Origin of the sequence: Actinophytocola sp. (genome assembly GCF_036402745.1) — a bacterium.
In the GTDB taxonomy this organism is placed as follows: Bacteria; Actinomycetota; Actinomycetes; order Mycobacteriales; family Pseudonocardiaceae; genus Actinophytocola.
Genome location: NZ_DASWSJ010000030.1, coordinates 1 through 24,402 on the forward strand (window position 1 = coordinate 1; position 24,402 = coordinate 24,402).

Consider the following 24,402-nt stretch of genomic DNA (forward strand, 5'->3'; position numbering starts at 1 on the left):
GCAGGTTCAAATCCTGTCACCCCGACCAATCTGGGCCATCCTTGTCTGCGGAAAGCGCAGACTGGGATTGGTCGTCATCAGCCCTGGGGGGCGACCCCCCAGACCCCCACGGTGCGAGCTCCTTTCGACCCGGCGCTGGGCACGATTCGTCTGGACCAGCCTTCGTTTACTCGCTTCGCTTCGTTTCGCTTGCTTTCGTTTCACTCGCTTCGCTTCGTTTGTGGGCGGGTTCGGCTCGGGACTGGGCTGGTTTGTTTTTTCGCTTGTGTGGCGGGCTTTTCGGTGCTCCATCTTCGACCATCGTCGGTGTCGTCTCTCGGCTCTGCCGTCCCGTTTGGACAGTCCTCGGTCGGGCCTTTCCTCGATCTTCGCGTCCTCCGCCATCGCCGTGTGTTCTCTCGCGGGCTTCTCTCCTCGCGGGCTTCTCCTCGCGGTCATCACCCGCGGTGGTCCTCCAGCAGTCATCCTCGCCGCCCTTCCCCTCGCCGCCTTCCCCGCGCCGCCCTCCCCCCGCTGCCTTCCCTGCGTCGCCTTCGCCCCGCCGCCTTCTCGGCCCTTCCCCCGGGGCCTCCCCTCGTCGCTCCCCTCGTCGGGCCTTCCCTGCGTCGACCTTCCCTCGTCGGCCTTTCCTGTCGGCCTCCCTTCGTCGGCGTTCCATGTCGGCGTTCCCTGTCGGCCCTCGTCCCTCCGGCCTTTCCTCTTCGCGTTTTCTCGTGGGCTTTGTGGCTGGGCTTCGCGTTTGGGTTCGCGTTGGGGTTCCCGCAGGGTCTTCCCGGTTCGCGTTCCCACATTGTGTTGCCGTTTGGGGTTCCCGGTGGGCTCTCCCGTTGGGATTCCCGGTAGGGCTCTTCGGTTGTCGCCTCGGTTGGGCTTCTCTGGTGCGGGTTCTCGGGTTGGGGTTTTCCTACCGACAGGCTTCCTGTTCCCTTCTCCGGAGTCTCTTAGTCTTTCTTTTGTGCCATGCCGTCTCGCGCTCGGGGCTTCGAGGGGGGCTTCATCCCGGTTTTCCCAACCCTGTTCCCAATCCCGGCTTCCCAACTGGCGTTCCCTGTTAAGCCTCGCTGTTCAGTCTTTCCGGCTTGCCCCGTCTGGTCGGCATTCCCAGCTCAGGCTTCCTGGCCCTTCCGCTGCGCCCTACGCTCTCCCCGCCTTCCACTCTCTCCCGGCATTCGCCTTCCGGCCTGGCTGCCTGCGTCACTCCGCACCGTCGCCTGGCAAGCGCTGTCTCGAAGCCTGCTCGCTGGCCGTTCTCCCCAGCCTGTTTCCCGGCTCGTGATCGGCGCTTCTCCGCCTGCCCCTCGTCCCCCCACATCTCCCGGCCCCTCGGCGGGTTTCTTCGGTGTCGGTGGGGTTTCTCTGGGTCGGGTCCGGGGTGGGCGGGTGGGTGAAATTTCGGGTTTCGGTGGTTGTTACGTAACGGAGTGGGTCGTTGCGGCGAGTTAGCAACCGTCTGCTTCTTGCCGGCGCGGGGGTCGGCTTCTTCCGCGATCGCTTGGAGTGCGTCATGAGGCTGCCTCGTAAGGCCACCGTCGGCTTGATGGTCGGCGTCGTCCTGGTTGCGGTGCCTTCCGCCGCTGCGGCTGCGCCGCCCGATCCCAGTGCCATCTCGGTCAGCGCCACCACCGTCCATCAGGGCGACACCTTCACCATCGCCCAGGACGTCTACAACCCCAACGACAGCACCCTCGTCGGCGGGATGCCAACCCTCTACGGGCTCGTCGACCTCGTCGACATCGTGTCCTGCACCAACAGCATCTTCTCCTGCGGGCCCAACGCCGACGGCCTGCGCGCCTACGTCGGCGACCTCGCGCCCGGCGCCACCAAGACCGTGGTCTGGACCCTGCGCGTGAAGGACGACGCCCAGCCCGGACCCACCCAGCTGCGCCACCAGCTCGACGGCGAGAGCTTCGCCTTCCCAGCCGTGAACGGGCCCATCCTCACCATCACCGGCACCCCGCAGGCCGCCGACCTCGGCGTCGGCATCACCGCCCCGCGCGGACTGCTCACCGGGCGCGTCGAGTACTCGGTCACCGTCACCAACCGGGGGCCCGGGGACGCCACCGCCGTCCGGCTCGTGGCCACCTACGCGGCCGGGCTCCAATGGGCCGGGTCGACGAGCTGCACCCGCACGCCCAACACGCGCACCGTCACCTGCGACATCGCGCAGCTGAACAACGGCCAGACGAAGACAGTCAAGTTCGCCACCAACGCCGGGCTCCTCGCCCTCGGGCCGTTCACCACGACGGCCCAGCGCCAGCAGAGCACCCCGGCCGACCCCGACGCGGCCAACGACCGCGCCAGCAAGACCTGCTCAGCCCTCACCGGCCTGCTGGTCAGCTGCTAGCCCGAGCGCACGGCGGGTCCGCGGGGTGTCCTCGTGGACCCGCCACTCGGTCACCTCGTCCCCGGCAACAGTGGCTGTCCACAGGGCCCGGCCCGGTCAGCACCTCGTGGCCAGGACACTCCGAGCGGCCGACGAGAACGACCCCGCCGGGCCGGGGAACGACGGCGGAGAACACGTTGCCCTCGATGTCGACGAACCGGTGGTCCGCCGACATCAGCGCGGCCAGACCCGCGAGGTCGGCCGCGGTGATGCACTCGTTGAAGCGAAGGGCCACGAGGCCGGACATGTCAGTCCAGCTTCCCCTCGCGCTTGCTGCGGGCCACCAGCGCGCGCACGTTCGTTAGCGTGCCGCAGTTCGCGTCGATCTGGCGGTTGCGCTCCGTGAGAAACGCGTCACCGAGATCGGCGCGGGCCCGGGAGCCGAGCGACGAGCGAGCCGGGTTGAGGATCGTCAGCTCCTCCTCCACGAGGTGGTGGTAGAGCACCTGCGACAGCTTCTCCACCGCGTCGTCGAAGGCCTGGGTGTCCGTCCCCTTCAGCTCCAGCACCGCCAGCAGCGCCTCGTGCCCCTCCGCGTGCTCCTCGGAGCCGTGCTCGGCCTCGTGGGCGCCGACCGCCGATCTGTTGCGCAGCTTGGGATACACGAACTTCTCCTCCGCCTCCGCGTGCGCCACGAGCACGGCGGCCAGCGCGTCGCGGACCGCGGGCCGGTCGGCGCTCGCGTCCCGCAGGTTGCGCAGCAGCTCCTCGAACAGACGGTGGTCGTCCAGGATCAGATCGAGCACGTCGCCCGAGACCGGTCGGTGTACGTCGACGGCATGGTTCATACGGACAGTTCTACCGGCCGTAGCCACAGTCGGCCGATCCAACGACGGCACAACACGATCGGGCGGTCATGAGGCAGGATCGAGGAGTGAGCAAGCACCCCATGGCCGAGGTCCCCGACGCCCTCTTCGCCGACGCCGAGGCGGAGGCCCGCTGGCGCGACCGGTTCACCGCCGCACGCGTGTCGCTGCCGAGGTGGGCGCACGACGCGCCCGACCGCAACCTGTACCTGTCGAACTCCAGCGGGGTCTGGGAGGTCTACGCCTGGGACCGGGCCACCGGCACCCACCGGCAGGTCACCGACCGGCCCAACGGCACCTCCTACGCCGCGATCGGCCCGGACGGCGAGCACATCTGGTGGTTCGCCGACTCAGACGGCAACGAGTTGGGCACCTGGGTCAACGAGCTGTTCGCCGGCCGCCCGTCCGGCGAGGCGCCCGGGCCGGCCATGCCCGGCAGCGAGCTCGGCTACCCGGCCGGCATCGAGATCGGCCGCACGGTCAGCGCGGTCGGCGTCTCCAACGACGCCGGCACCACGGTCTTCGTGTCGCACGACGGCGGTACCGCGCGGGTCGTCTACCGCGACGAGCACGACGGCGGGGTGGCCGCGCTCTCCCGCGACGAGACGCTGCTCGCGATCGAACACTCCGAGCACGGCGACAACAGGCACCCGGCGCTGCGCGTGCTGTCGGTCGCCGACGGGTCCACGGTCGCCGAGAAGTGGGACGGCAAGGGCAAGGGCCTCGACGCCATCGCGTTCAGCCCCGTCCAGGGCGACCAGCGGCTGCTCGTCCTGCACGAGCGGCACGGCCGCGAGGAGCTGCTGGTCTGGGACCTCGCCACGGACACCGAGACCGAGATCGCGCTCGACCTGCCCGGCGAGGTCACCGCCGACTGGTACCCCGACGGCTCGGCCATCGTCGTCGTGCACACCCACGAGGCACGCAACACGTTGCACCGCTACGACCTCGCCACCGGTCGTCTGTCCCAGTTGGACACTCCCAACGGGACGATCGGGGCGGCGGCGGTGCGCCCGGACGGCACCGTCGAGTACGCGTGGTCCAACGCCGCGCGGCCGCCGGTCGTGCGGGCGCAGTACTCCGACGGGACCGAGCAGGTGCTGCTCGAGCCGCCCGGCCACAAGGCGCCGCCGTCGGCCGAGCTCACCGACGTGTTCGTGCCGGCCGAGGGCATCGGCAACGTGCACGCGCTCTACGCGCGCCCGGCGGGCGCGCCGGACGGCCCGCTGCCCACGATCTTCACCCTGCACGGCGGCCCGCACTCGGCCGACGAGGACCGGTTCTCCGCCTACCGCGCGGTGTGGCTGGACGCCGGGTTCGCCGTGGTGCACGTGAACTACCGCGGCTCCACGGGCTACGGCTCGGCGTGGCGCGACGCGATCGAGGGCCGGCCGGGGCTCACCGAGCTCGCCGACGTCGCGGCCGTGCACGCGTGGGCGGTGGAGAAGGGCCTGGCCGACCCGGCGCGGTGCGTGGTCAACGGCGCGTCGTGGGGCGGGTACCTGAGCCTGCTCGCGCTGGGCACGCAGCCGCAGCTGTGGGCGGCGGGCATCGCGGGCGTGCCGGTTGCCGACTACCTGGCCGCCTACGCCGACGAGATGGAGCCGCTGCGCGCGTTCGACCGGGCGTTGTTCGGCGGCTCGCCGGACGAGGTGCCCGAGCGCTACGTCGAGTGCTCGCCGATCACCTACGTCGACCAGGTCCGTGCGCCGGTGCTGGTGGTGGCCGGGGAGAACGACCCGCGCTGCCCGATCCAGCAGATCGAGAACTACCTCGAGCGGCTGGCCGTGCGGCACGCGGCCTACGAGGTGTACCGCTACGACGCCGGGCACGGCTCGCTGGTGGTGGCGGAGACGATCAAGCAGATCGCCATCGAGGTCCACTTCGTCCGCCGGGCGCTGGGCCTCTAGACACCGAACGGCGCCTTCCGGGTTGTCCGGGAGGCGCCGTTCGGGGCACTCACCTGGCGGTCTGGGCCTGCCACATCCAGTGCTGCTTCTCGAGGTTCGCCGTGATCCCGATCAGCATGTCCTGGGTGACCAGGTCGGACTTGTCGGTCTCGTCGATGCCCTTGCGCAGCCGCGCGATCAGCGCGCCGAGGATCTCGACGATCGCGGCGACCGTGGCCTCGACCGACTGCCAGTTGTCGGGGTAGTCGGGGATGCCCGAGCTCGCGACGATCGTCTTCGCCTTGCCGTTCGGCGAGATGCCGATCGCGTTGGCTCGTTCGGCGACGTCGTCCACGTACTGCCGTGCGGCGTCGACCAGCTCGTCGAGCTGGAGGTGCGCGCTGCGGAAGTTCGGGCCGACGACGTTCCAGTGTGCCTGCTTGGCGATCAGGGACAGGTTGATGAGGTCGACCAGGGTGGCCTGCAGAACGGCCCCGGTGGCCTCGCGGTCGCCGTCGCCGAGCGGGCTGCTGATCGGAGATTTGGTCATTACGTCCTCCTCGCGGATCCGCTCATTCCAACGCCCGGCGTACCCGCATCCCTGCCCGTCACACGCGCGCTGTGGCGAACTCCACGACCTGTAAGCCGATAGTGCGCAGCGTGGCCGTGACCTTGGCGTCCGAGCAGTCGCCGTCGGGACCGAACTTCACCTGGGCGGAGTTCACCGCGGCCCCCAGCGGAGTGGGCCAGCCACGCAGCGCGTGCACGATCGAGCGCAGCGACGTCAGCGTGGTGACCGCCGCCTGCCAGCCCTGGGCGGTCGCCACGCAGCCCACCGCGCGGCCGTCGAGGTACGGGCGGAGGTCCTCCCGCAGGTCCTCGACGTAGTCCAGGGCGTTCTTGACCAGGCCGGACACCGTGCCGTGGTAGCCCGGCGACACCAGCACCACGCCGTCGGCCGCACGCAGCTCGTCGACCAGCCGGCGGGCCACCGGCGAGCGGTCGGGCTCGGCCGGGTCGTAGAACGGCAGTACCAGGTCCGCACCGGACACGAGGGTGGTCTTCGCCCCGGCCTGCGCGGCTCCGTCGAGCGCGATGCGCAGCGCCCGCTCGGACTGCGAGTCGGTGCGCAGGGATCCGCCGATACCCACCACGTTGACCGTCACAACCCCGATCATTCCCCATCGGGTGACACGGTGGGGGGCACCGTAGCGCGGGATACCCCGAATCACGGCCTTGGTGTATAGCCTCACCTCGTGCGAGCGGGGAGGACGTCGATGTCAAGTGCCAATGAGCGAGCTGGCGAGCGAATAATCGACACTGGGCGACCGCGAGCGGCACAACCGAGCCTGCGAGGGAGTGTCGTGCGCAAGATTCCACTGTCGGTTCAGGGTGCCGCGCTGCACGCGGTGTTCGCCCTCCCGCAGCCGATGCGCCGGGTCATCGCCGGCCCGCCGGTCCGCCGCGACGGCCTCGAGCTGGCCCTCGACGCCCAGCTCCTCCTGCGCATGGTGGCGCTGAGCGACATCAACCTCACGGGAGGCACCGCGGCCGCCGCCCGCACCCGGCTCGAGGCCGGCCGCACCATGCTCGGCGGCCCGATCGTGTCCGGCGTGCGCACCCGCAACCTCAACCTCCCGACCGCCGACGGCACGATGCCGGCGCGCCTGTACGAGCCCCCGGACCTCCCCGCGGGCTCGCCGCTGCTGGTCTACTACCACGGCGGCGGCTGGGTCGTCGGCAGCCTCGACACCCACGACGGCCTCTGCCGCTACCTGGCCAAGCAGGCCAACCTGCGGGTGCTCTCGGTGGGTTACCGGCTCGCCCCGGAGTACCCGTTCCCGGTCGCCGCCGACGACGCGGTGGCCGCGTACCGCTACGCCGTCGAGCACGCCGAGGCGCTCGGCGCGGACCCGGCGGCGATCGCCGTGGGCGGGGACAGCGCGGGCGGCAACCTCGCGATCGTGGTCAGCCTCGACACGGTCCGCGGCGGTGGGCCGCGCCCGGTCTTCCAGCTGCTGTTCTACCCGGCCACCGACCCGTCGGTGCGCCGCCGCTCGCGGGACCTGTTCGCCGACGGCTTCTTCCTCACCGACGACGACATGACCTGGTTCATCGACCACTACTGCCCCGACGTCGAGAGCCGCACCGACCCGCGGGTCGCCGTGCTGCTCGCCGACGACCTGCGCGGGCTGCCGCCGACCTACCTCGCGACCGCCGGGTTCGACCCGCTGCGCGACGAGGGCAACGCGTTCGCCGACCGGCTGCGCGACGCCGGCGTGCCGGTGGTCAAGCGCCAGCACGACGACCTGATGCACGGTTTCACGACGTTCATCAGCCTCGGCACACGATTTCGCGAAGCGGTCTCGGAAGCCGCCGGCGCCCTGCGTACGGGCCTCGCGCTGCGCTCCCGGGCAAATGTCGTCGACATTTTCCGGCCCACCGCATAACCATTCCGAAGAAATGCGGAACGAGACCGCGGTAATCCACACCCCTCGACGGATTACCGCGGTCTCGTGAATTGCCGCTACATCAATTCGGTCACGGCACCGCGGGCAGCGGCGCGTTCGGAGCCGGGACCGGAGGAACCGGCACGTCCGGCACCGGGGGAACCGGCACGCCCGGCACCGGGGGAACCGGCACGGGGGCGCCGCCCCCGGGCGCGGGCACGTCGGGCACGCCCGGCACTCCGGGCACGCTCGGCACACTGGGCACTCCCGGCACACTGGGCACGCCCGGCACGCCCGGGACCTCCGGCGCCGGCACGCCCGGCAGGTTGGGCAGCGGCACGCCGGGCAGCTCCGGCACCGGCAGCGGCAGTGGCACCGGCAGGCCGCCCAGCAGGCTCGACACCAGGTCCAGCAACGTCGTGAGCAGCGACGTCACCAGTCCGGTGATCGGGGCCAGCAGGGTCAGGCCGGGCAGGTCCCGCTCGACCTGAGCGGCCTTGGCGTCCACCCGATCGTTCAGCACCAGCGCCGCCCGCTCGGTCGGGGCCTTGGCCACGACACCGAGCACGGGGCGCAGGTGGGCGACCGCCGCCTGGACCGCGGCGACGTCGTCGGCGGACACGGCCGCCTCGAGGTAGTGGTGCAGCTGCTGCAGGTACTCACCGGCCGTGTGCGTTGTCTGCGCGGTGGCCGCGTTCTCGATCCGGGACTCGATCTGGTCGGTTGTCGACGCGTTGGCCATACCCGCGCCGAGCACGGAAACCATCGCTGCGGCCGCCAGTCCGGCGACGAAGCGAATAAGTCTGACGTTCATTCGCGGACTTCTCCTTAGGGTGTTGAAACTCCCTCCGGAAAACATGGTTACCGCAGAAGCCCGGCCGCGCCAGACAGAACGGACGCGGATTAGATAATCGATTAGCAATGCGTGAATAAATACGGCCGAGCAGGCGGTTCGGCCCGCCTCAAAAGGGTGACCAAGGCAACGACCGGTTACCACCCTCTCGGTGACCAGCGAAAACGGTGCGACACCAGTGACACGATCGAGCCGCCGAACAACCCGTGTGGAGGATTTACGCGCGCCACCCCGGTGTGCCTGCTTGACCCCACGACAAGGCCCCCTCTCGATCGGAAGCGGCCCGGTCGCCATTTCTTGCCGCTGATCAGGCGATCGGCGGCGAGCCGGTCAGCCGTCGAACGCGCCCGCGACCTTGTCGCCGATGGCCTTGTCGACATTGCGCCAGGTGTGCGGGGTGTCCAGCTCGCCGGCGACCGTGGAGAACCGGACCGCACTGTCGGTGCGGGTGCCCGGCTGGAGGACAGCGGCCTCGGTGAACCGGCTGACATCCTCGGTGAGCTCGAGGAAGCCGAACGCGCCGCCGCCCTTGGCGTGCACGACCCGCTCCGGCACGCGCTCGCGGTCGACCTGCGCGTTCTTCTCGATCAGGTAGCGGTCCTGGAGCAGGATGGGGCCGTTGGTGCCGAGGGTCAGCGAGTCGTCGTCGCTGGCGACCGGGATGCCGATGTTGTCCGTGGTCGGCCGAGTCACGTCCGGTTGTTCATCGTGACCCCACACCATCACCTTTTCTGGAGTCAGTCAAGAAAACCTTCGCGTGATTGTCGGTGGGCGGTCGTAACTTGGTTGCCGCAGACGGTCCACGAGAGGTCAGATCAACCATGCAGCTTTACCGCCGAACGCTCGCGCTGCCCGGCGTGCGCACCCTGATGGTGCTGGTGTTCTTCGCCCGCATCCCGCTGTCGGCCGCGGGCATGGTGCTCACGCTGCACGTCGCGGTCGGCCTCGGGCACGGCTACGGCGCGGCGGGCACCGCGGGGGCGGTGGCCACCATCGGCATCGCGCTGGGCGCACCCGTCATGGGCCGGGTCGTCGACCGCTACGGCTTACGCCCGATGGTGGTCGTCACCACGCTCGGGGAGGCCACGTTCTGGCTGTTCGCGCGGTACCTGCCGTACCCGCTGCTGCTGGTGGCGGGCTTCGCCGGCGGGCTGCTGGTGCTGCCGGCCATGTCCATCGGCCGGCAGGCCATCGCCGCGCTCGTGCCGCCGGAGCTGCGGCGCACGGCCTACTCGATGGACTCGGTGTCCACGGAGCTGTCGTTCATGGTCGGCCCGGCCGCGGCCGTGCTGCTGGCCACCCAGTTCGCCACCACCACGGCGATGCTGGCCATGGCCATCGGCATCGTGGTGGTCGGCGCGGCGTTGCTCGTCGTCAACCCGGCGGTCCGCAGCCAGGAGGAGAACGCCGCGGCCACCGGCGAGCGGGTGCCGCGGCGCACGTGGCTCACGCCGCGGATGGTCGCGGTGCTGGTCATCGGGGCGGGCGCGGTGTTCATCCTGGCGGGCACCGAGGTGGCCATCGTGGCGCAGCTGCGGGAGAACGAGGAGCTCGCGTACACCGGCTTCGTGGTGGTCGTGTGGTCGGCGGTCTCCGCCGCCGGCGGGCTGGTCTACGGGGCGCTGCGCCGCTCGCCGAGCCAGGTCACGCTGATGGCGTGGCTGGGCCTGCTCACCGTCCCGATCGGACTCCTGGCCGGCGAGTGGTGGCTGCTGGCGGTGGCGTTGGTACCGGCGTCTGCCCTGTGCGCCCCCACCATCGCGGCCACGGGCGAGGAGGTCAGCCGGCTGGCCCCGGCGGCGGCCCGCGGCGAGGCCACCGGCATGCAGTCCTCCGCGTTCACCCTGGGCTCGGCGGCCGGCGCGCCGCTCGTGGGCTTCGTGGTCGACCACTCGTCACCGGGGTGGGGCTTCGCGCTGGCCGGCGTGGGCGGGGTCGTTGTCGCGGGGGTGGCGGCCGTGCTCATCGCCCGCCAGCGGCGCACCGCGCTGGTCACCACGCCGGTCTGAGGGGGTTGTCCACAGGCGGGATCCACACTGTCCACAGGTCGCGTTCGCGGCCTCGGCATCGGCACCGGCAGAGTCAGCTGGTGGCGGTGAGGTCGGCGTAGCTCACGACCGCGTTGCGGCCGTTGCGTTTGGCCTGGTACATCGCCGTGTCGGCGGCGTGCACCAGGCGTTCCACCGAGGAGCCGGCCGATGGGTAGGCGGCCACGCCGACCGACCCCGACAGGCCGGAGATCACCGTCTGCTGCTCGTCGATCGCCACCGTCAGGCTCAGCCGGGCCACGGCGCCGCGGATGCGTTCGGCAACGTCGCGGGAGCCCTGCTCGGTGATCTCGGGCAGCAGCACCGCGAACTCCTCGCCGCCCCACCGGCCCACCGCGTCGTAGGCCCGCAGCTCGCCGCGGATGGCGTCGGCCACCGCGCGCAGGACGGCGTCGCCGGCGATGTGGCCGTAGGTGTCGTTGACGCGCTTGAAGTTGTCCAGGTCGATGATCAGCACGCCGAACGGGTCCCGCGTCCGCTCGGTGCGCGCGAGCTCGGTGGTCAGCCGGTTCTTCCACTCGAGGTCGGTCAGCAGGCCGGTCTTCGAGTCCTGCGCGGCCATCTCCTCCAGCTGGCGCATCAGCACGCACCGGTGCAGCACCACCACCGGCAACAGCATCAGCGCCACCAGCAGCGGATGCATCACCACCACTGCCGCGGTCGCGCCGCCCAGGCTCAGCGTGCCGAACTCGAGCGCGTTCTCCGACCGCGTGCCGAACAACGTGACGAACGGCCGCGCCGGGCTGTGCAGCTTCACCCCGATCGCGATCAGCACGCCGTTGACAGTGGTGTACAGCAACGCGGCGACGCCGATCGCGAGCAGTGCCCGCGCGTTCTCCCAGTCCGCGGGGCGCGCGCCGGTCATGCCGAACCAGCTCGGCACCGCCGACACCATCAGGCACGACAGGATGATCGTCGCCGTCGAGAACGGGATCCGGTACGCCGGGCGGTTCTGGATCGGCCGCCACACGCGCAGCCACAGGTGCCCGTAGATGAGCACGGTCAGCAGCACGGCCAGCTCCGGCGGCAGCACGACGGCGCCGCTGAAGATCCACACCGACGTCATGTTGATGTGCGGCATGGTCGACAGGTACAGCCGCACCCGCTCGGTGCCGAGCGACATCTCCGCCTGCACCACCCCGACGACGAGCAGCGCGCCGAACCGCGCCCAGTCGGCCGCGGTGGTGGTCACGGGAAACGTGAGCGCCAGGAGGAGGACGGCGACCAGTTCGGTGCCGAGGTAGTACGGCACGACGCCACGCGGCGCGCCCCGCAGCGCCCAGTGCGCCGGCCGGACGACGAGCGGTCGTCGCTGAACGTGCACAACAGCTCCGGTCGGTGCGAGAGAGCACAAGTATGCCCGCGCCCTCCCGCCCCGGCCAGCGCGCCGCGCACCGCTTGCCGGCCCGGCAAGTGACTATCGCGCGGACCAGATCTGGCTGTCGGCGTAATGGATGTCGTACAGCTCCTGGGCTTCCGCGTGCTCCTGCCCGGCTCCGCGGCGCAGAGCCGGGAGCGGCCGGCCCGCGCTTGAGCCGGTCAGACCTGGGCGGCCAGCGCCTCGGCGATCTCGTAGGTGTTCAGCGCCGCGCCCTTGCGCAGGTTGTCCCCGCACACGAAGAAGTCCAGCGTGTTCGGGAAGTCCAGCGCCTGGCGGATCCGGCCCACGTACGTCGGGTCGTTGCCGACCACGTCGGCCGGCATCGGGAACTCGCCCGCCGCCGGGTCGTCGACCAGCACCACCGACGGCTGGGCGGCGAACACCTCGTGCGCCGCGGCGACCGACACGGGCGAGGCGAACGTGGCGTGGACGGCCAGCGAGTGGGTGGTGACCACCGGGACCCGGACGCACGTCGCCGACACCCGCAGGTCCGGGATGCCCAGGATCTTCCGCGACTCGTTGCGGACCTTCAGCTCCTCGGAGAACCAGCCGTCGCCCTTGTACGAGCCCGCGGACGGCACGACGTTCAACGCCAGCGGCGCCGGGAACGGGGAGTCCGCAATGGACAGTCCGGCCGCCTCGACAGCCTCGCGCACGTCGCCGGCGCGCACGCCGACCTGCTTGCCCGCCACCGCGGCGATCTCCGCGTACAGGCGCTCGACGCCGGCCACCCCGGCGCCCGACACCGCCTGGTAGGACGCCACCACCAGCTCGCGCAGGCCGAACCGGTGGTGCAGCGCGCCCAGCGCGGCCATCATCGACAGCGTCGTGCAGTTCGGGTTGGCGATGATCCCGCGCGGCCGCGTCGACGCCATGTCGAGGTTGACCTCGGGCACCACCAGCGGCACGTCGTCGTCCATGCGGAACGCGCCGGAGTTGTCCACGACGACCGCCCCGCGTGCCGCCGCGACCGGCGCCCACTCGGCGGAGACCTCGTCCGGCACGTCGAACATGGCGACGTCGACGCCGTCGAACACCTCCGGCGCCAGCGCGAGCACGGTGACCTCGGCGCCGCGCACGGTCAGCCGGCGACCGGCCGAGCGCGGCGACGCGACGAGCCGCACCTCGCCCCACGGCCACTCCGGCCGCTCGTTCAGGATCTCGATCATCACCGAGCCGACCGCTCCGGTGGCGCCGACGAGCGCGAGGCAGGGCTTGCGCTCGGCCGCGGCCATCAGCGACCACTCCCCGCGTACACGGTGGCCACCTCGTCGCCGCCGAGGTCGAACGCCTCGTGGATCGCGCGCACGGCCTCGTCGAGCTCGGTGTCGCGGATCAGCACGGAGATCCGGATCTCGGAGGTGTTGATGATCTCGATGTTGACCCCCGCCTTGGCCAGCGCCTCGCAGAACGTGGCCGTGACACCGGGGTGCGAGCGCATGCCGGCGCCGACGAGCGAGACCTTGCCCACGTGGTCGTCGTAGAGCACCGCGGTGAAGCCGAGCTCTTCCTTGATCTTCTCGAGCGCGCCCACGGCGGTGGGGCCGTTGTCCTTCGACAGCGTGAACGTGATGTCCGTACGGCCGGACACCGTGCTCGACACGTTCTGCAGCACCATGTCGATGTCGATCTCGGCGTCGGCCACGACCCGGAAGATGCGCGCCGCGACGCCGGCCTGGTCGGGCACGCCGGTCACGGTGACCTTGGCCTCGGACCGATCGTGCGCGACGCCGGTGATCATCGCCTGTTCCACGGGAATGTCCTCCACTGAGCCGGACACGATCGTGCCCGGCTTGTTGGTGTACGACGAGCGGACGTGGATCGGGACGCCGTAGCGGCGGGCGTACTCGACGCAGCGCAGCATCAGCACCTTGGCGCCGGACGCGGCCATCTCGAGCATCTCCTCGTAGGGCACCCGGTCGAGGCGTCTGGCGTTGGTCACGATCCGTGGGTCCGCGGTGTAGACGCCGTCCACGTCCGTGTAGATCTCGCACACGTCCGCGTTGAGCGCCGCGGCCAGCGCGACGGCGGTGGTGTCGGAGCCGCCCCGGCCGAGGGTCGTGATGTCCTTCGTGTCCTGGCTCACGCCCTGGAAGCCGGCGACGAGGCAGATGAACCCGTCGTCGAGCGCCTGCTGCACGCGGCTGGGCGTGACGTCGATGATGCGTGCCTTGCCGTGCGTGGAGTCGGTGATGACGCCGGCCTGCGAGCCGGTGAACGACAGGGCCTCCGCGCCGAGAGCGCTGATGGCCATCGCCACCAGCGAGTTGGAGATCCGCTCGCCGGCGGTGAGCAGCATGTCCATCTCGCGCTCCGGCGGCACCGGGTTGACCCGCTGCGCCAGGTCGAGCAGCTCGTCGGTGGTGTCGCCCATCGCCGAGCACACCACGACCACGTCGTTGCCGGCCTTGCGAGTCTTGACGATCCGCTCGGCCACCCGCTTGATCCGGTCCGCGTTCTCCAGCGAGGAACCGCCGTACTTCTGGACCACGAGCGCCACTTGTCCGAACCCTCCTCAGACCGACCAAGGCGAGCCTAACGGAGTTGGCCAGTTGATTCCGTCACGCGTGTGGCCGCCGCCACGTGCGCGGATGCGCGCCCTAGTCTGTAACGACCGAGCAGAGGAGCAGGGAAAGGATCGGGGTGTCTGCGACGGACGTCACCCGCGCCGACTCCGAGGAGGAGTCCGCCGCCGAACCCACGGCCGAGGCCAGCTTCTCAGCTGACCCCTCAACCACGGCCGAGCCCGCCTCGCCGGCCGAGCCGGCCACAGCACCGGGCGAGCCACCCACCTCGCCGGCCGAGTCGTCCGGCGCGCCCGCCGAACCACCTGCCGAGCGCGCCGAGCCACCTGCCGAGCCGGGCGAGCCGCCTGCGGCGCCGAGGTGGACCGTGCGGTGGGCCGGGGAGTTGCTCGCGCCCGCGCTGATCTTTCTCGGGATCCGGGAGTTCGGGCTGCTCGTCCTCACCTGGATGGCGGCCGCCACCGGGCGGTCGGTCACCGAGGCTCTGCGGTCCTGGGACGGGCAGTGGTTCCTCGCCATCGCCGAGGGCGGGTACGCCGGGGTGCCGGCGAGCCTGGTCGACGCGTTCGGGCAGCGCGACGCCGAGACGCCGCTCGCGTTCTTCCCCGGCTACCCGACCGTCGTGCGGTGGGTCGCCGGGTTCGACGGGGGCGGCGGGATCGGCCTGGTCACCGCCGCCTTCACGGTGACGATCGTCGCCGGGGTCGCGTGTTCCTACGCGCTCGCGCGGCTCGGCCGGCACATCCGCGGCGGCTCGACGCGGACCGGGCTGATCCTCGTCGCCCTGTTCGCCGCCACGCCGATGTCGATCGTCCTGTCGATGGCCTACTCGGAGGCGATGTTCTGCGCGCTCGCGGCGTGGTCGCTGGTCGGCGTGCTGGAGAGGCGGTGGCTCCTCGCCGGCGTGTGCTGCGCGGCCGCGGGGCTCGTGCGCTCGACCGGCGCGGCGCTGATCCTCGCGGTCGGGCTCGCGGTGCTGGTGGCCATCGTCAGGCGGCGGGACGGCTGGCGGCCGTGGGTCGGCGGGGTCATCGCGCCGGTCGGGCTCGTCGGCTACCTCGCGTGGGTCGGCGCGCAGACCGGTGCGTGGGACGGCTGGTTCGCGCTGCAGGAACGCGGGTGGGGCACGGGCTTCGACGGCGGCGCGGCCACGGTGAGGTTCAGCCTCGAGGCGCTGGCCGACGCGCGGTCGGTGCTGGAGGTCACCACGGTCGGCCTGATCGTCGTCGCGGTGGTGCTGCTGGTCGTCGGCTTGGTGCGGCGGGTCGAGTGGCCGCTGCTGGTGTTCGCCGCCGGCGTGCTGGCGATGGACCTGTGCGCGAACGGCCTGATGAACTCCAAGGCGCGGCTGATGATCCCCGCGTTCACGCTGCTCATCCCGATAGCGTTGGCCCTGGCCAGACGGAAGCCGTCGACGGCGGTGCTGGCGCTGTGCGGGCTCGTCGTGGCCAGCTCCTGGTTCGGCGCCTACTCGATCACCTCGTGGGGATACGCGATCTGATGACCAACGATCTGTCGAAGGACGCCGAGACCAGCGTGGCGGTCCACCCGATCATCGCCGCGCGCTGGAGCCCCCGGGCGCTGGACCCGAACGGCCAGGTCAGCGACGTCGCGTTGCGGGCGATGCTCGAGGCCGCGCGGTGGGCGCCGTCCAACGGCAACACCCAGCCGGCGCGGTACCTGGTCGGCCGGCGCGGGGACGAGACCTACCCGCGGATCTTCGGGCTGCTCTCCCAGCGCAACAAGGGCTGGGCCTGGCCGGCGGCGGTGCTGATGCTGTGCTGCATGGTCACCACGAACGAGAAGGGCGCGCTGCCGATGCCGGCGTACGGCGCGGGCCTGGCGACGGAGAACCTCGTCCTCCAGGCCGTGGCCGAGGGCGTCGTGGCCCACCAGATGGGCGGGTTCGACAAGGAAGGCGCGAAGCTCGTCTTCTCCCTGCCCGCGAACGTGGAGCCGCTGGTGGTGGTGGCCGTGGGCACCCTCGGCTCACCGGACCTGCTCGACGACGACCGCCGCGAGCGCGAGCTCGCACCGCGCCGCCGCAAGCCGCTGGCCGAGATCGCCTTCACCGGCGAGTGGGGCAACTCCGCGTTCTAGGCGCCGTAGACCGGGGTCGGGTCCGGGGTCTTCGCCAGCAGGTCGTCGACGGCCTTGCCCACGTCGGCGGGGTCCCAGCGGGTGCCGTTGTCCGTCGTGGGGCCCCGGGTGTGGCCGGTGACGACCGTGAGCCTGCCGCCCTCGACCTCGAAGAGCCGGCCGGTCACGTGGCGGGACCCGGGGCTGCCCAGCCACACCACCAGCGGGGCCACGTCCTGCGGTCCGGGCAGGTCGGGGAACAGGTCCTCGGTCATGCGGGTGCGGGCCGACGGGGCGATCGCGTTGACCGTCACGCCGTAGCGGGACAGCTCCGCCGCGGCCACGAGGGTCAGGCCGAGGATGCCGGCCTTCGCCGCCGCGTAGTTGGCCTGGCCCACGCTGCCCCACAGGCCCGCGCCGGAGCTCGTGTTGATCACCCGGGCGTCGACCGGCTCGCCGGACTTCGCGGCGGCTCGCCAGTGGGCGGCGGCGTGGCGCAGGGTCAGGAAGTGGGCCTTCAGGTGCACCCGCACCACGTCGTCCCACTCGGCCTCGGACGTCGAGACCAGCATGCGGTCGCGCACGATGCCGGCGTTGTTCACCAGCACGTCCAGCCGGCCGAACGTGGACACCGCCGTCTCGACGAGCGAGGCCGCACCGTCCCATGTGGACACGTCGGCGGCGTGGGCCACGGCCGCGGCGCCGATCTCCGCGGCCACCGACGACGCCTCGGCCAGGTCGTTGACCACCACGCGGGCACCCTGGCGGGCGAACTCCAGCGCGTGCGCCCGGCCGATGCCCTGCCCGGCGCCGGTCACCGCCACCACGCGGCCCGCGCAGCTCATCGAGGCTGCGCCGCGTTCGAGGCGGCCAGGAACGCGGGCCGTTCGCCGCCGCCGTGGACGGTGAGCGTGCTGCCGCTGACGAACTCCGCCGCCGGCGACGCCAGGAACAGGCACGCCTGCGCCACGTCGGCCGGCGTCGCCATGCGGCCGGCCGGGATCGTCGCGCCGACCGCGGCCACCCCGTCGGCGTCGCCGTAGTGCAGGTGGGACAACTCCGTGTCGACCGGCCCGACGACCACCGTGTTCACCCGGACCTTCGGCGCCCACTCCACGGCCAGGCTCGTCGCGAGGTTCGCCAGGCCCGCCTTCGCCGCGCCGTAGGCCGCGGTCCCCGGCGACGGGCGGGTGCCGGAGACGCTGCCGATCATCACGATCACGCCGCCCGGGTCCTGTTGCTGCATCACGGCGTTCGCCCGCTGGGACACGTGCAGCGGCGCGAGAAGGTTGAGCGCGACGATCTTCTCGTGCAACCGCGGCGACGCCGTGGCGGCCTCGGCGGGCGGCGCCCCACCGGCGTTGTTGACCACCACGTCGAGCCGCCCGAACTCGGCGACCACCGTGGACACCAGAACGTCCACTTGGGACACATCGCGGACGTCGGCGCGGAGGTACCGCGCGGGAACGTCGGCGGTCTCGGCCCGGCCGCAGGTCACCACGGAGGCCCCGGCGGCGAGAAAGCCCCGCACGATGCCGAGTCCGACACCGCGCGACCCACCGGTCACGAGCACAACCTGACCAGCGAAGCTCACGGTGTTCATGGGGTCGCTCCACTCCGCGTCATGGCGGCGGACGCTCTGTCGCTCCCGCTCACAGGCGCTCCAAGATGGTCACGTTGGCCTGGCCGCCGCCCTCGCACATCGTCTGCAGGCCGTACCGGCCGCCGGTCCGCTCGAGGTTGTTCAGCAACGTCGTCATCAGCCGCGCGCCCGTCGCACCCAGCGGGTGGCCCAGCGCGATCGCCCCGCCCGACACGTTCACCCGCGCCGGGTCGACGCCGGTCTCCCGCTCCCACGCCAGCACCACGCTCGCGAACGCCTCGTTGATCTCCACGAGGTCGAGGTCCGCGATGGACAGCCCGCACCGCCGCAGCGCGTGGGACGTCGCCGCGATCGGCGCGTCCAGCATGATCACCGGGTCGCCCCCGCGCGCGCTGAGGTGGTGCACCCGCGCCCGCGGCGTGAGCCCGTAGCGGCGCAACGCCCGCGACGACACCACCAGCAACGCCGCCGCCCCGTCGGAGATCTGGCTCGCCAGCGCCGCGGTGAGCCGGCCGTCCGGCAGCAACGGCGCCAGCGCGGCCATCTTCTCCAGCGACGTCGAACGCGGGCACTCGTCGGCCTCGACCGGGCCGACCGGCGTGAGCTCGCGCGCGAACGACGCGGCCGCGGCCAGGGAATGGCTCCGCAGCGCGAACTCCTCCATCTCCAGCCGCGAGATCCCCCACTTGGCGGCGATCAGCTCCGCCCCGCGGAACTGCGAGATCTCCTGGTCGCCGTACCGGGCGAGCCACCCCGACGACGTCGTGAACGGGTCCGGGAAGCCGTACGCCTGCCCGGCGAGCATGGCCGCCGAGATCGGGATCGCGCTCATGTTCTGCACCCCACCGGCCACCACCACGTCGGCCGTCCCCGACATCACCGCCTGCGCCGCAAAGTGCACCGCCTGCTGCGAGGACCCGCACTGCCGGTCGACGGTCACCCCGGGCACCTCCGAGGGCAGCCCGGCGGCGAGCCAGCACGTGCGCGCGACGTCCCCGGCCTGCGGCCCGATCGTGTCCACGCACCCGAAGATCACGTCGTCGACGACGGCCGGGTCCAGCGAGACCCGGGAGAACAGCGCCCGCAGCACGTGCGCGCCGAGGTCCGCCGGGTGGACCGCGGCGAGACCACCGCCGCGCCGGCCGACCGGCGTGCGAACCGCGTCGACGAGGTACGCGTCAGCCACGCTGGTAGGCTACCAAGCTAGCGCTTGGGTGTGGAGAGGGAACATGACAGCGACCAAGAAGCCCTCGCAGCGGCGCGACGCGCTGGTGCAGATCGCCGCCGAGCTGTTCGCCGAGCAGGGCTACCGGGCCACCACGGTCCGGCACATCGGCGACGCCGCCGGCGTCCTGTCCGGCAGCCTCTACCACCACTTCGACTCCAAGGAGACGATCCTCGACGAGCTCCTGTCGAGCTACCTCGAGGAGCTGCTCAACACCTACCGCGCCATCGTCGCGGCCGACGCCTCGCCGAGGACCACGCTGCGTGAGCTCACCCTTGCCTCGTTCCGGTCACTGTCCGAACACCGGGCGGCCATCACCGTCCTCCAGAACGAGCGCAACTACCTCCGCACGCTCCCCCGCTTCGCCTACCTGACCAAGGCCGAGGAGGAGGTCCGCCGGATCTGGATCACCGTCCTGCGCGACGGGGTCGAGGCGGGCGAGTTCCGCCCCGACCTGGATCCCCTTGTCACCTACCGGTTTCTGCGCGACTCCGTCTGGGTGACCGTGCGCTGGTTCCGCCAGGACGGTCGCATGTCGGCCGACGAGCTCGCCGGCCAGTACCTCGCGCTGATCCTCGACGGCCTCACCGTGGGTGATTGAACCGCGTCACCGTGGGGTAACCCTCGGTCAGCAGCACCGAACACGAGCCCGCACGAGCGGGCGGATGGGAGGGCCGACATGGGAAAGCCGCGGAAGATCGCGGGAGTCGCCGCCGCCGCGGTGGCGACGGGTGCGGCGGCATTGTTCGCGGCACCGGCCACGGCGCAGGCGTCACCGGCACCGTGTGGTGGTGAGACGGCGGCGTGCATCGATCTGAGCGCGAACCAGGCCTGGATCATGGACAAGAACGGCCACGTCACGTACGGGGCCGTGCCGATCACCTCCGGGCGCCCGGGCTACGAGACGCCGGCCGGCTCGTTCCGGGTGATCTGGGAGGACGTCGATCACTGGAGCCAGGCCTACAACGGCCCGATGCCGTACTCGGTGTTCTTCACCGACAGCGGCATCGCGTTCCACGAGGGGAGCCTGTCGGTGCCGTCGCACGGCTGCGTCCACCTCTCCCCCGCGGCCGCCAGGAAGTTCTTCCACACCCTGGAGCCGGGCAACGTCGTGACGGTCGTGCCGTAAGGAGACGACCGCACGTGACGGGGCCGGTGCCGCCGGCCCCGTCGCCGTTTGTCGGGTCACCGGATCGGGTAGGCATCTCCCATGCGCACCCACACCGAACGCGAGCGGAAGTACGAGCTTCCCCCGGACAGCCAACTCCCCTCCCTCGCCGAGCTCGCCACGTCGGTCGGGCCGCGCGACGAGACGCTCGAGGCCGTGTACTACGACACCGTGGACCTGCGCCTCATCCGCGCCGGCCTCACGCTGCGCAAGCGCACCGGCGGCAAGGACGCGGGCTGGCACCTCAAGATCCCGAAGGGCGCCGACACGCGCGAGGAGCTCCACTTCCCGCTCGGCGACTCCAACATGCCGCCGGCCGAGCTGGTCGAGCTCACCAAGGGATACACCCGGGGTGTGCCGCTGGAGCCGGTCGCCCGCATCGTCACCCACCGGGCCACCTGGCAGCTGGTCGACAACTCCGGCGCGGTGCTCGCCGAGCTCACCGACGACCGCGTCGAGGCCGAGAACCTCAGTTCGTCCACAAAGGACAAGTGGCGCGAGCTCGAGGTCGAGCTGGCCGACGACGCCGACGACGCCCTCCTCGACCGCGCCGAGCGCGAACTGCTCAAGGCGGGACTGCGGCCGGCGAAGTACGGCTCGAAGCTGGCCCGCGTGCTGCGCCCCGCCCGGGAGGGCCGGCCGGGCCGCGCGGCCGGCGAGCAGCTCGGCGCGTACCTGTCCGCGCAGGTCGACGCGTTGGTGCGGCACGACCTGCTGGCCCGGCGCGACACGCCGGACGCCGTGCATCAGATGCGGGTGGCGACGCGCCGGCTGCGCAGTGTCCTGCGCGCCTACCGCACGCTGCTCGACCGCGAGCGGGTCGACCGGCTGCGCTTCGAGCTCAAGTGGCTCGGCGGGCAGCTCGGACCGGCCCGCGACCTCGAGGTGATGGAGGCCGATCTCGAGCGCGCCGTCGCCGAGCTGCCGGACGACCTCGTCCTGGGCCCGGTCGCGGCCCGGCTGACCCGTCACTTCTCGCCCGCTCGGGCCGAGGCGCGGCAGACCGTGCAGCAGACCCTGGGCGCCGACCGGTACCTGCGGGTACTCGACCAGCTGGACCGGCTCGTGGCGGACCCGCCGTTCACCGGCCGGGCCGCCAGGCCGGCGAAGAAGGAGCTGCCGAAGCACGTGCGCGACACCTACCGCCGGACCGCGCGCCGGGTGCGCTCGCTCGACGGCTCCGACGAGGCCCTGCACGGCGTGCGGAAGGCGGCCAAGCGGTTGCGGTACGCGGCCGAGGTCGCCGTGCCGGTGGTGGGCAAGCCGGCCGACCGGACCCGCAAGCGCGCGAAGGAGGTCACCCGGGTGCTCGGCGAGCACCACGACAGCGTGGTGGTCCGGCCGGTGCTGCGGGGGCTGGGGGTGCAGGCGCACCTGGCCGGCGAGAACGGCTTCACGTTCGGGTTGCTGCACGAGCGGGCGCAGCGGCGCGCCGACGAGGCCGCGGCCCGGTTCGGCAAGACCTGGGCCAAGCTCGAGGCGCGCAAACACCGAGCGTGGCTGGGCTGACGCGGCGGTCACCCGGCCGGGTGGGATACGGCGCCTCCCCAGCCGGGAGGCGCCGTTCGCGCGCGCGACACATCGCGTAACCCGGTGATTACCTGACGGCACACGACCGAAAACTTGCCTCCCTAGCGTCGGGCCGACCTCTCGTCCCGGCCCCCGGAGGCAGGTTTCATGACCGACACCCTGGACGCCGACACAACCCCGCAACGCCAGTACGCCCCGCTCGCCGCGAACGAGAACCGCGAGGACTACTCGCTGCGGTTCGCGGCGCACTCGTTCCGCAGGTGGTCCCCGTTCGTCGTCGCCGGCACCGCGCTCGGCGGCATCGCCTACCTGGCCGACTTCGCGATCGGCGCCAGCATCGTCCTCACCTACGGGTTCACCTCCGGCGTGCTCGCGATCCTCGCCGCCGCCGTGATCATCTTCCTGACCGGCATCCCGATCGCGTCCGCGTGCGCCAGGTACGGCGTCGACATGGACCTGCTGACCCGCGGCGCCGGCTTCGGCTACTTCGGCTCGACGCTGACCTCGTTGGTGTACGCCAGCTTCACGGTGATCTTCTTCTCGCTCGAGGGCTCGATCATGGCCCAGGCCTTCGACCTCGCGATCGGCCTGCCGCTCCCGATCGGGTACCTGCTGGCCACGCTCATCGTGCTGCCGTTCGCGCTGTACGGGATGGGCGCGGTGGCGAAGATGCAGACCTGGACCCAGCCGCTGTGGATCGCCGGGCTGATCCTGCCGTTCGTCGTGGTCGCGATCCGCGAGCCCGCCCGGCTGGGCGACTTCGCGGCGTTCGCGGGGCTCGACGGGAGCGGCGGCACGTTCTCCGCGATCGGGTTCGGGCTCGGCATGGGAGTCGCGTTGTCGTTGATCGGCCAGATCGGCGAGCAGGCCGACTACCTGCGGTTCATGCCGGAGAAGACCGCGGCGAACAAGCGGGCGTGGTGGACGGCGGTGATCGCGGCCGGGCCCGGCTGGGTGATTCTCGGTGCGGCCAAGCAGATCGGCGGCGCGCTGCTCGCGTTCCTGGCGCTGGGTGCGGTCGGCGAGACCCACGCGCTGGAGCCGATCGCGCCTTACCTGGAGGCGGTCCGCCCGGCGCTCGGCCCGGTCGCGCTCACGTTCGCGGCGATCTTCGTGGTCGTGTCCCAGATCAAGATCAACACGACGAACGCGTACTCCGGCTCGCTCTCGTTCGCCAACTTCTTCTCCCGCGTGCTGCACCGCCATCCCGGCCGGGTCTGGTACGTGCTGGTCAACTGCGGGATCGCGCTGGCGCTCATGGAGTTCGGCGCGTTCGCGCTGCTGAACAAGATCCTCGGCTTCTACTCCAACGTGGCCATCGCGTGGATCGGCGCGGTGTGCGCGGACCTGGTGATCGCCAAGCCGCTCGGCCTCTCGCCACGCTACGTCGAGTTCAAGCGCGCGTACCTCCACAAGATCAACCCGGTCGGCTTCGGCGCGATGGTGACCGGCTCGGCCATCTCGATCGCCGCGTACTTCGGCGCGTTCGGCGACTTCCTGGCCGCGTTCAGCCCGCTGCTGGCGCTGGTGATCGCGGTCGTGCTGGTGCCGGTGCTCGCGCTGGTCACCAAGGGCAGGTACTACCTCGCCCGGCCGAACACCGTCGGCGGCCCGGACGTCGAGCCGGCCGACCTGCGGGCCACCTACGACTGCACGGTCTGCGGGGTGGCCTACGAGCTGCCCGACGTCGCCGACTGCACCAAGCAGGACGGCGCGATCTGCTCGCTGTGCTGCACGCTCGACGCCACCTGCCACGACGCGTGCCAGAAGGATGACGCCGCCCCGGTCACCCTGGGCATGCCGACGATATGGTCAGCCCAGCCCGCAGAGGTCCGCGACGTGTGACCGGACCTCCTTGACCGGCAACGGATCCACGGTCTGCTGGACGACCGCGCCGACCAGGTAGCGGAACAACGCCTGGGCGCGCTTGCGCGGCTCGCCGACCGGGATGGCCGCGAGCAGCTCGGCGAAGATCCACACGCAGTCGCGGTGCAGGCGCCGCACCGCGTCGAGCCGGTCGCGGCGCACCGCGTCGACCCAGTAGTCGAACCACAGCACGGCCGCGTTCGGCTTGGCCTGGAAGAGCTCGAGGTAACGGGTGACGGCCGCCCAGAACCGCTCGAGCGGGTCGTCGTGCGCGGCCGCGGCGGCCCGCAGGTGCTCGACGGTGGCCTCGATGTGGCCGGCCATGGCCGCCTCGACGAGGTCGTCCATGTCGGCGAAGTAGTAGTGGATGGCGCTCTTGGTGAGCGGGCTCGCGTCGGCGACCGCCCGGGCGGTGCAGCCGGCCAGCCCGTCGCGGGCCAGCACGTCGCGGGCCGCCTCGATGATCTGCCGCTGCTTGTCGAGCTGGTTGGGCGAGAGGCGATCGCCCGCCGCCGAGGTGTTGAGCGCCACGTGGTCAGGGTAGGCCACTTGCCAGCGCTAGGACACGTGGCCTAACTTTCAGTACAGTTGTCCTA

General features: G+C 71.5%; 21 protein-coding genes and 1 pseudogene. 10 read left to right on the plus strand and 12 right to left on the minus strand.

Annotated features, from left to right (window positions below):
- Positions 1 to 1,504 precede the first annotated feature (1,504 nt).
- Entirely contained in the window at positions 1,505 to 2,344 is an 840-nt protein-coding gene (locus tag VGD70_RS02350) for a hypothetical protein (protein WP_331077605.1), read from the plus strand.
- Between the two features lie 287 nt (positions 2,345 to 2,631).
- On the opposite strand, the gene VGD70_RS02355 is transcribed toward VGD70_RS02350, so the two are convergent.
- The gene (locus tag VGD70_RS02355; RefSeq protein WP_331077606.1) at positions 2,632 to 3,171 is read right to left on the minus strand and encodes a hemerythrin domain-containing protein; all 540 of its coding nucleotides are present in this window, start codon (positions 3,169 to 3,171) and stop codon (positions 2,632 to 2,634) included.
- A 68-nt stretch (positions 3,172 to 3,239) separates the two neighbouring features.
- On the opposite strand from VGD70_RS02355, the gene VGD70_RS02360 reads away from it, so the two are divergent.
- A complete protein-coding gene (locus VGD70_RS02360; protein WP_331077608.1) occupies positions 3,240 to 5,099 on the plus strand; it encodes a prolyl oligopeptidase family serine peptidase in 1,860 nt (619 codons plus the stop codon).
- 49 nt (positions 5,100 to 5,148) lie between these two features.
- Here the strand turns inward: VGD70_RS02360 and VGD70_RS02365 are convergent, their stop codons facing one another.
- Positions 5,149 to 5,628, minus strand: coding sequence for a DNA starvation/stationary phase protection protein (locus tag VGD70_RS02365; RefSeq protein WP_331077610.1), 480 nt, complete (start codon positions 5,626 to 5,628; stop codon positions 5,149 to 5,151).
- 58 nt (positions 5,629 to 5,686) lie between these two features.
- Positions 5,687 to 6,256: an NADPH-dependent FMN reductase gene (locus VGD70_RS02370; protein WP_414637875.1), complete on the minus strand. Its 570-nt coding sequence runs from the start codon at positions 6,254 to 6,256 to the stop codon at positions 5,687 to 5,689.
- 252 nt (positions 6,257 to 6,508) lie between these two features.
- Here VGD70_RS02370 and VGD70_RS02375 point away from each other — a divergent pair, with 252 nt between their 5' ends.
- Positions 6,509 to 7,528 carry an alpha/beta hydrolase gene (locus tag VGD70_RS02375; protein ID WP_331077667.1) on the plus strand — a complete coding sequence of 340 codons (1,020 nt, stop codon included), beginning with the start codon at positions 6,509 to 6,511 and terminating at the stop codon, positions 7,526 to 7,528.
- A 91-nt stretch (positions 7,529 to 7,619) separates the two neighbouring features.
- Here the strand turns inward: VGD70_RS02375 and VGD70_RS02380 are convergent, their stop codons facing one another.
- Positions 7,620 to 8,342 carry a hypothetical protein gene (locus VGD70_RS02380; protein ID WP_331077612.1) on the minus strand — a complete coding sequence of 241 codons (723 nt, stop codon included), beginning with the start codon at positions 8,340 to 8,342 and terminating at the stop codon, positions 7,620 to 7,622.
- A gap of 417 nt (positions 8,343 to 8,759) precedes the next feature.
- A pseudogene (locus VGD70_RS02385) lies at positions 8,760 to 9,074 on the minus strand (catalase); the annotation flags it as partial.
- A 128-nt stretch (positions 9,075 to 9,202) separates the two neighbouring features.
- Between VGD70_RS02385 and VGD70_RS02390 the strand changes: the two are divergent.
- Positions 9,203 to 10,390 carry an MFS transporter gene (locus VGD70_RS02390; protein ID WP_331077613.1) on the plus strand — a complete coding sequence of 396 codons (1,188 nt, stop codon included), beginning with the start codon at positions 9,203 to 9,205 and terminating at the stop codon, positions 10,388 to 10,390.
- A gap of 73 nt (positions 10,391 to 10,463) precedes the next feature.
- Here VGD70_RS02390 and VGD70_RS02395 read toward each other — a convergent pair whose 3' ends face one another.
- The 3 genes from VGD70_RS02395 to VGD70_RS02405 form a co-directional block, all read right to left on the minus strand.
- A complete protein-coding gene (locus VGD70_RS02395) occupies positions 10,464 to 11,753 on the minus strand; it encodes a diguanylate cyclase (RefSeq protein ID WP_331077614.1) in 1,290 nt (429 codons plus the stop codon).
- A 215-nt stretch (positions 11,754 to 11,968) separates the two neighbouring features.
- A complete protein-coding gene (locus tag VGD70_RS02400; protein WP_331077616.1) occupies positions 11,969 to 13,045 on the minus strand; it encodes an aspartate-semialdehyde dehydrogenase in 1,077 nt (358 codons plus the stop codon).
- Complete coding sequence (locus VGD70_RS02405) at positions 13,045 to 14,310, minus strand: aspartate kinase (RefSeq protein ID WP_331077618.1); 1,266 nt, start codon at positions 14,308 to 14,310, stop codon at positions 13,045 to 13,047. Before VGD70_RS02405 ends, VGD70_RS02400 begins: the two co-directional genes overlap by 1 nt.
- 143 nt (positions 14,311 to 14,453) lie before the next feature.
- Here VGD70_RS02405 and VGD70_RS02410 point away from each other — a divergent pair, with 143 nt between their 5' ends.
- Positions 14,454 to 15,836 (plus strand): hypothetical protein, encoded by a 1,383-nt coding sequence (locus tag VGD70_RS02410; protein WP_331077620.1) that lies wholly within the window; start codon positions 14,454 to 14,456, stop codon positions 15,834 to 15,836.
- Positions 15,836 to 16,435 (plus strand): nitroreductase family protein, encoded by a 600-nt coding sequence (locus VGD70_RS02415; RefSeq protein ID WP_331077622.1) that lies wholly within the window; start codon positions 15,836 to 15,838, stop codon positions 16,433 to 16,435. Before VGD70_RS02410 ends, VGD70_RS02415 begins: the two co-directional genes overlap by 1 nt.
- Here VGD70_RS02415 and VGD70_RS02420 read toward each other — a convergent pair.
- The 3 genes from VGD70_RS02420 to VGD70_RS02430 are packed head-to-tail and all read right to left on the minus strand — an operon-like array spanning position 16,432 to position 19,203.
- Positions 16,432 to 17,259, minus strand: coding sequence for an SDR family oxidoreductase (locus tag VGD70_RS02420; RefSeq protein WP_331077624.1), 828 nt, complete (start codon positions 17,257 to 17,259; stop codon positions 16,432 to 16,434). The two genes, VGD70_RS02415 and VGD70_RS02420, sit on opposite strands and share 4 nt — an antisense overlap.
- Complete coding sequence (locus VGD70_RS02425; RefSeq protein ID WP_331077626.1) at positions 17,256 to 18,017, minus strand: SDR family oxidoreductase; 762 nt, start codon at positions 18,015 to 18,017, stop codon at positions 17,256 to 17,258. Before VGD70_RS02425 ends, VGD70_RS02420 begins: the two co-directional genes overlap by 4 nt.
- 49 nt (positions 18,018 to 18,066) lie before the next feature.
- A complete protein-coding gene (locus VGD70_RS02430; RefSeq protein ID WP_331077628.1) occupies positions 18,067 to 19,203 on the minus strand; it encodes an acetyl-CoA C-acetyltransferase in 1,137 nt (378 codons plus the stop codon).
- A gap of 43 nt (positions 19,204 to 19,246) precedes the next feature.
- Here VGD70_RS02430 and VGD70_RS02435 point away from each other — a divergent pair, with 43 nt between their 5' ends.
- The 4 genes from VGD70_RS02435 (at position 19,247) to VGD70_RS02450 (ending at position 23,785) form a co-directional block, all read left to right on the plus strand.
- Positions 19,247 to 19,843, plus strand: coding sequence for a TetR/AcrR family transcriptional regulator (locus VGD70_RS02435; RefSeq protein WP_331077630.1), 597 nt, complete (start codon positions 19,247 to 19,249; stop codon positions 19,841 to 19,843).
- Between the two features lie 78 nt (positions 19,844 to 19,921).
- On the plus strand, positions 19,922 to 20,371 hold the full coding sequence (locus VGD70_RS02440; protein ID WP_331077631.1) for a L,D-transpeptidase: 450 nt from the start codon (positions 19,922 to 19,924) through the stop codon (positions 20,369 to 20,371).
- A gap of 81 nt (positions 20,372 to 20,452) precedes the next feature.
- Positions 20,453 to 21,919 carry a CYTH and CHAD domain-containing protein gene (locus VGD70_RS02445; RefSeq protein ID WP_331077632.1) on the plus strand — a complete coding sequence of 489 codons (1,467 nt, stop codon included), beginning with the start codon at positions 20,453 to 20,455 and terminating at the stop codon, positions 21,917 to 21,919.
- Positions 21,920 to 22,087: 168 nt separating this feature from the next.
- Positions 22,088 to 23,785, plus strand: a complete 1,698-nt coding sequence (locus VGD70_RS02450) for a hypothetical protein (protein WP_331077634.1) — start codon at positions 22,088 to 22,090, stop codon at positions 23,783 to 23,785.
- Here the strand turns inward: VGD70_RS02450 and VGD70_RS02455 are convergent.
- Positions 23,753 to 24,337, minus strand: a complete 585-nt coding sequence (locus tag VGD70_RS02455) for a TetR/AcrR family transcriptional regulator (protein WP_331077636.1) — start codon at positions 24,335 to 24,337, stop codon at positions 23,753 to 23,755. The genes VGD70_RS02450 and VGD70_RS02455 overlap by 33 nt on opposite strands.
- Positions 24,338 to 24,402: the final 65 nt, after the last annotated feature.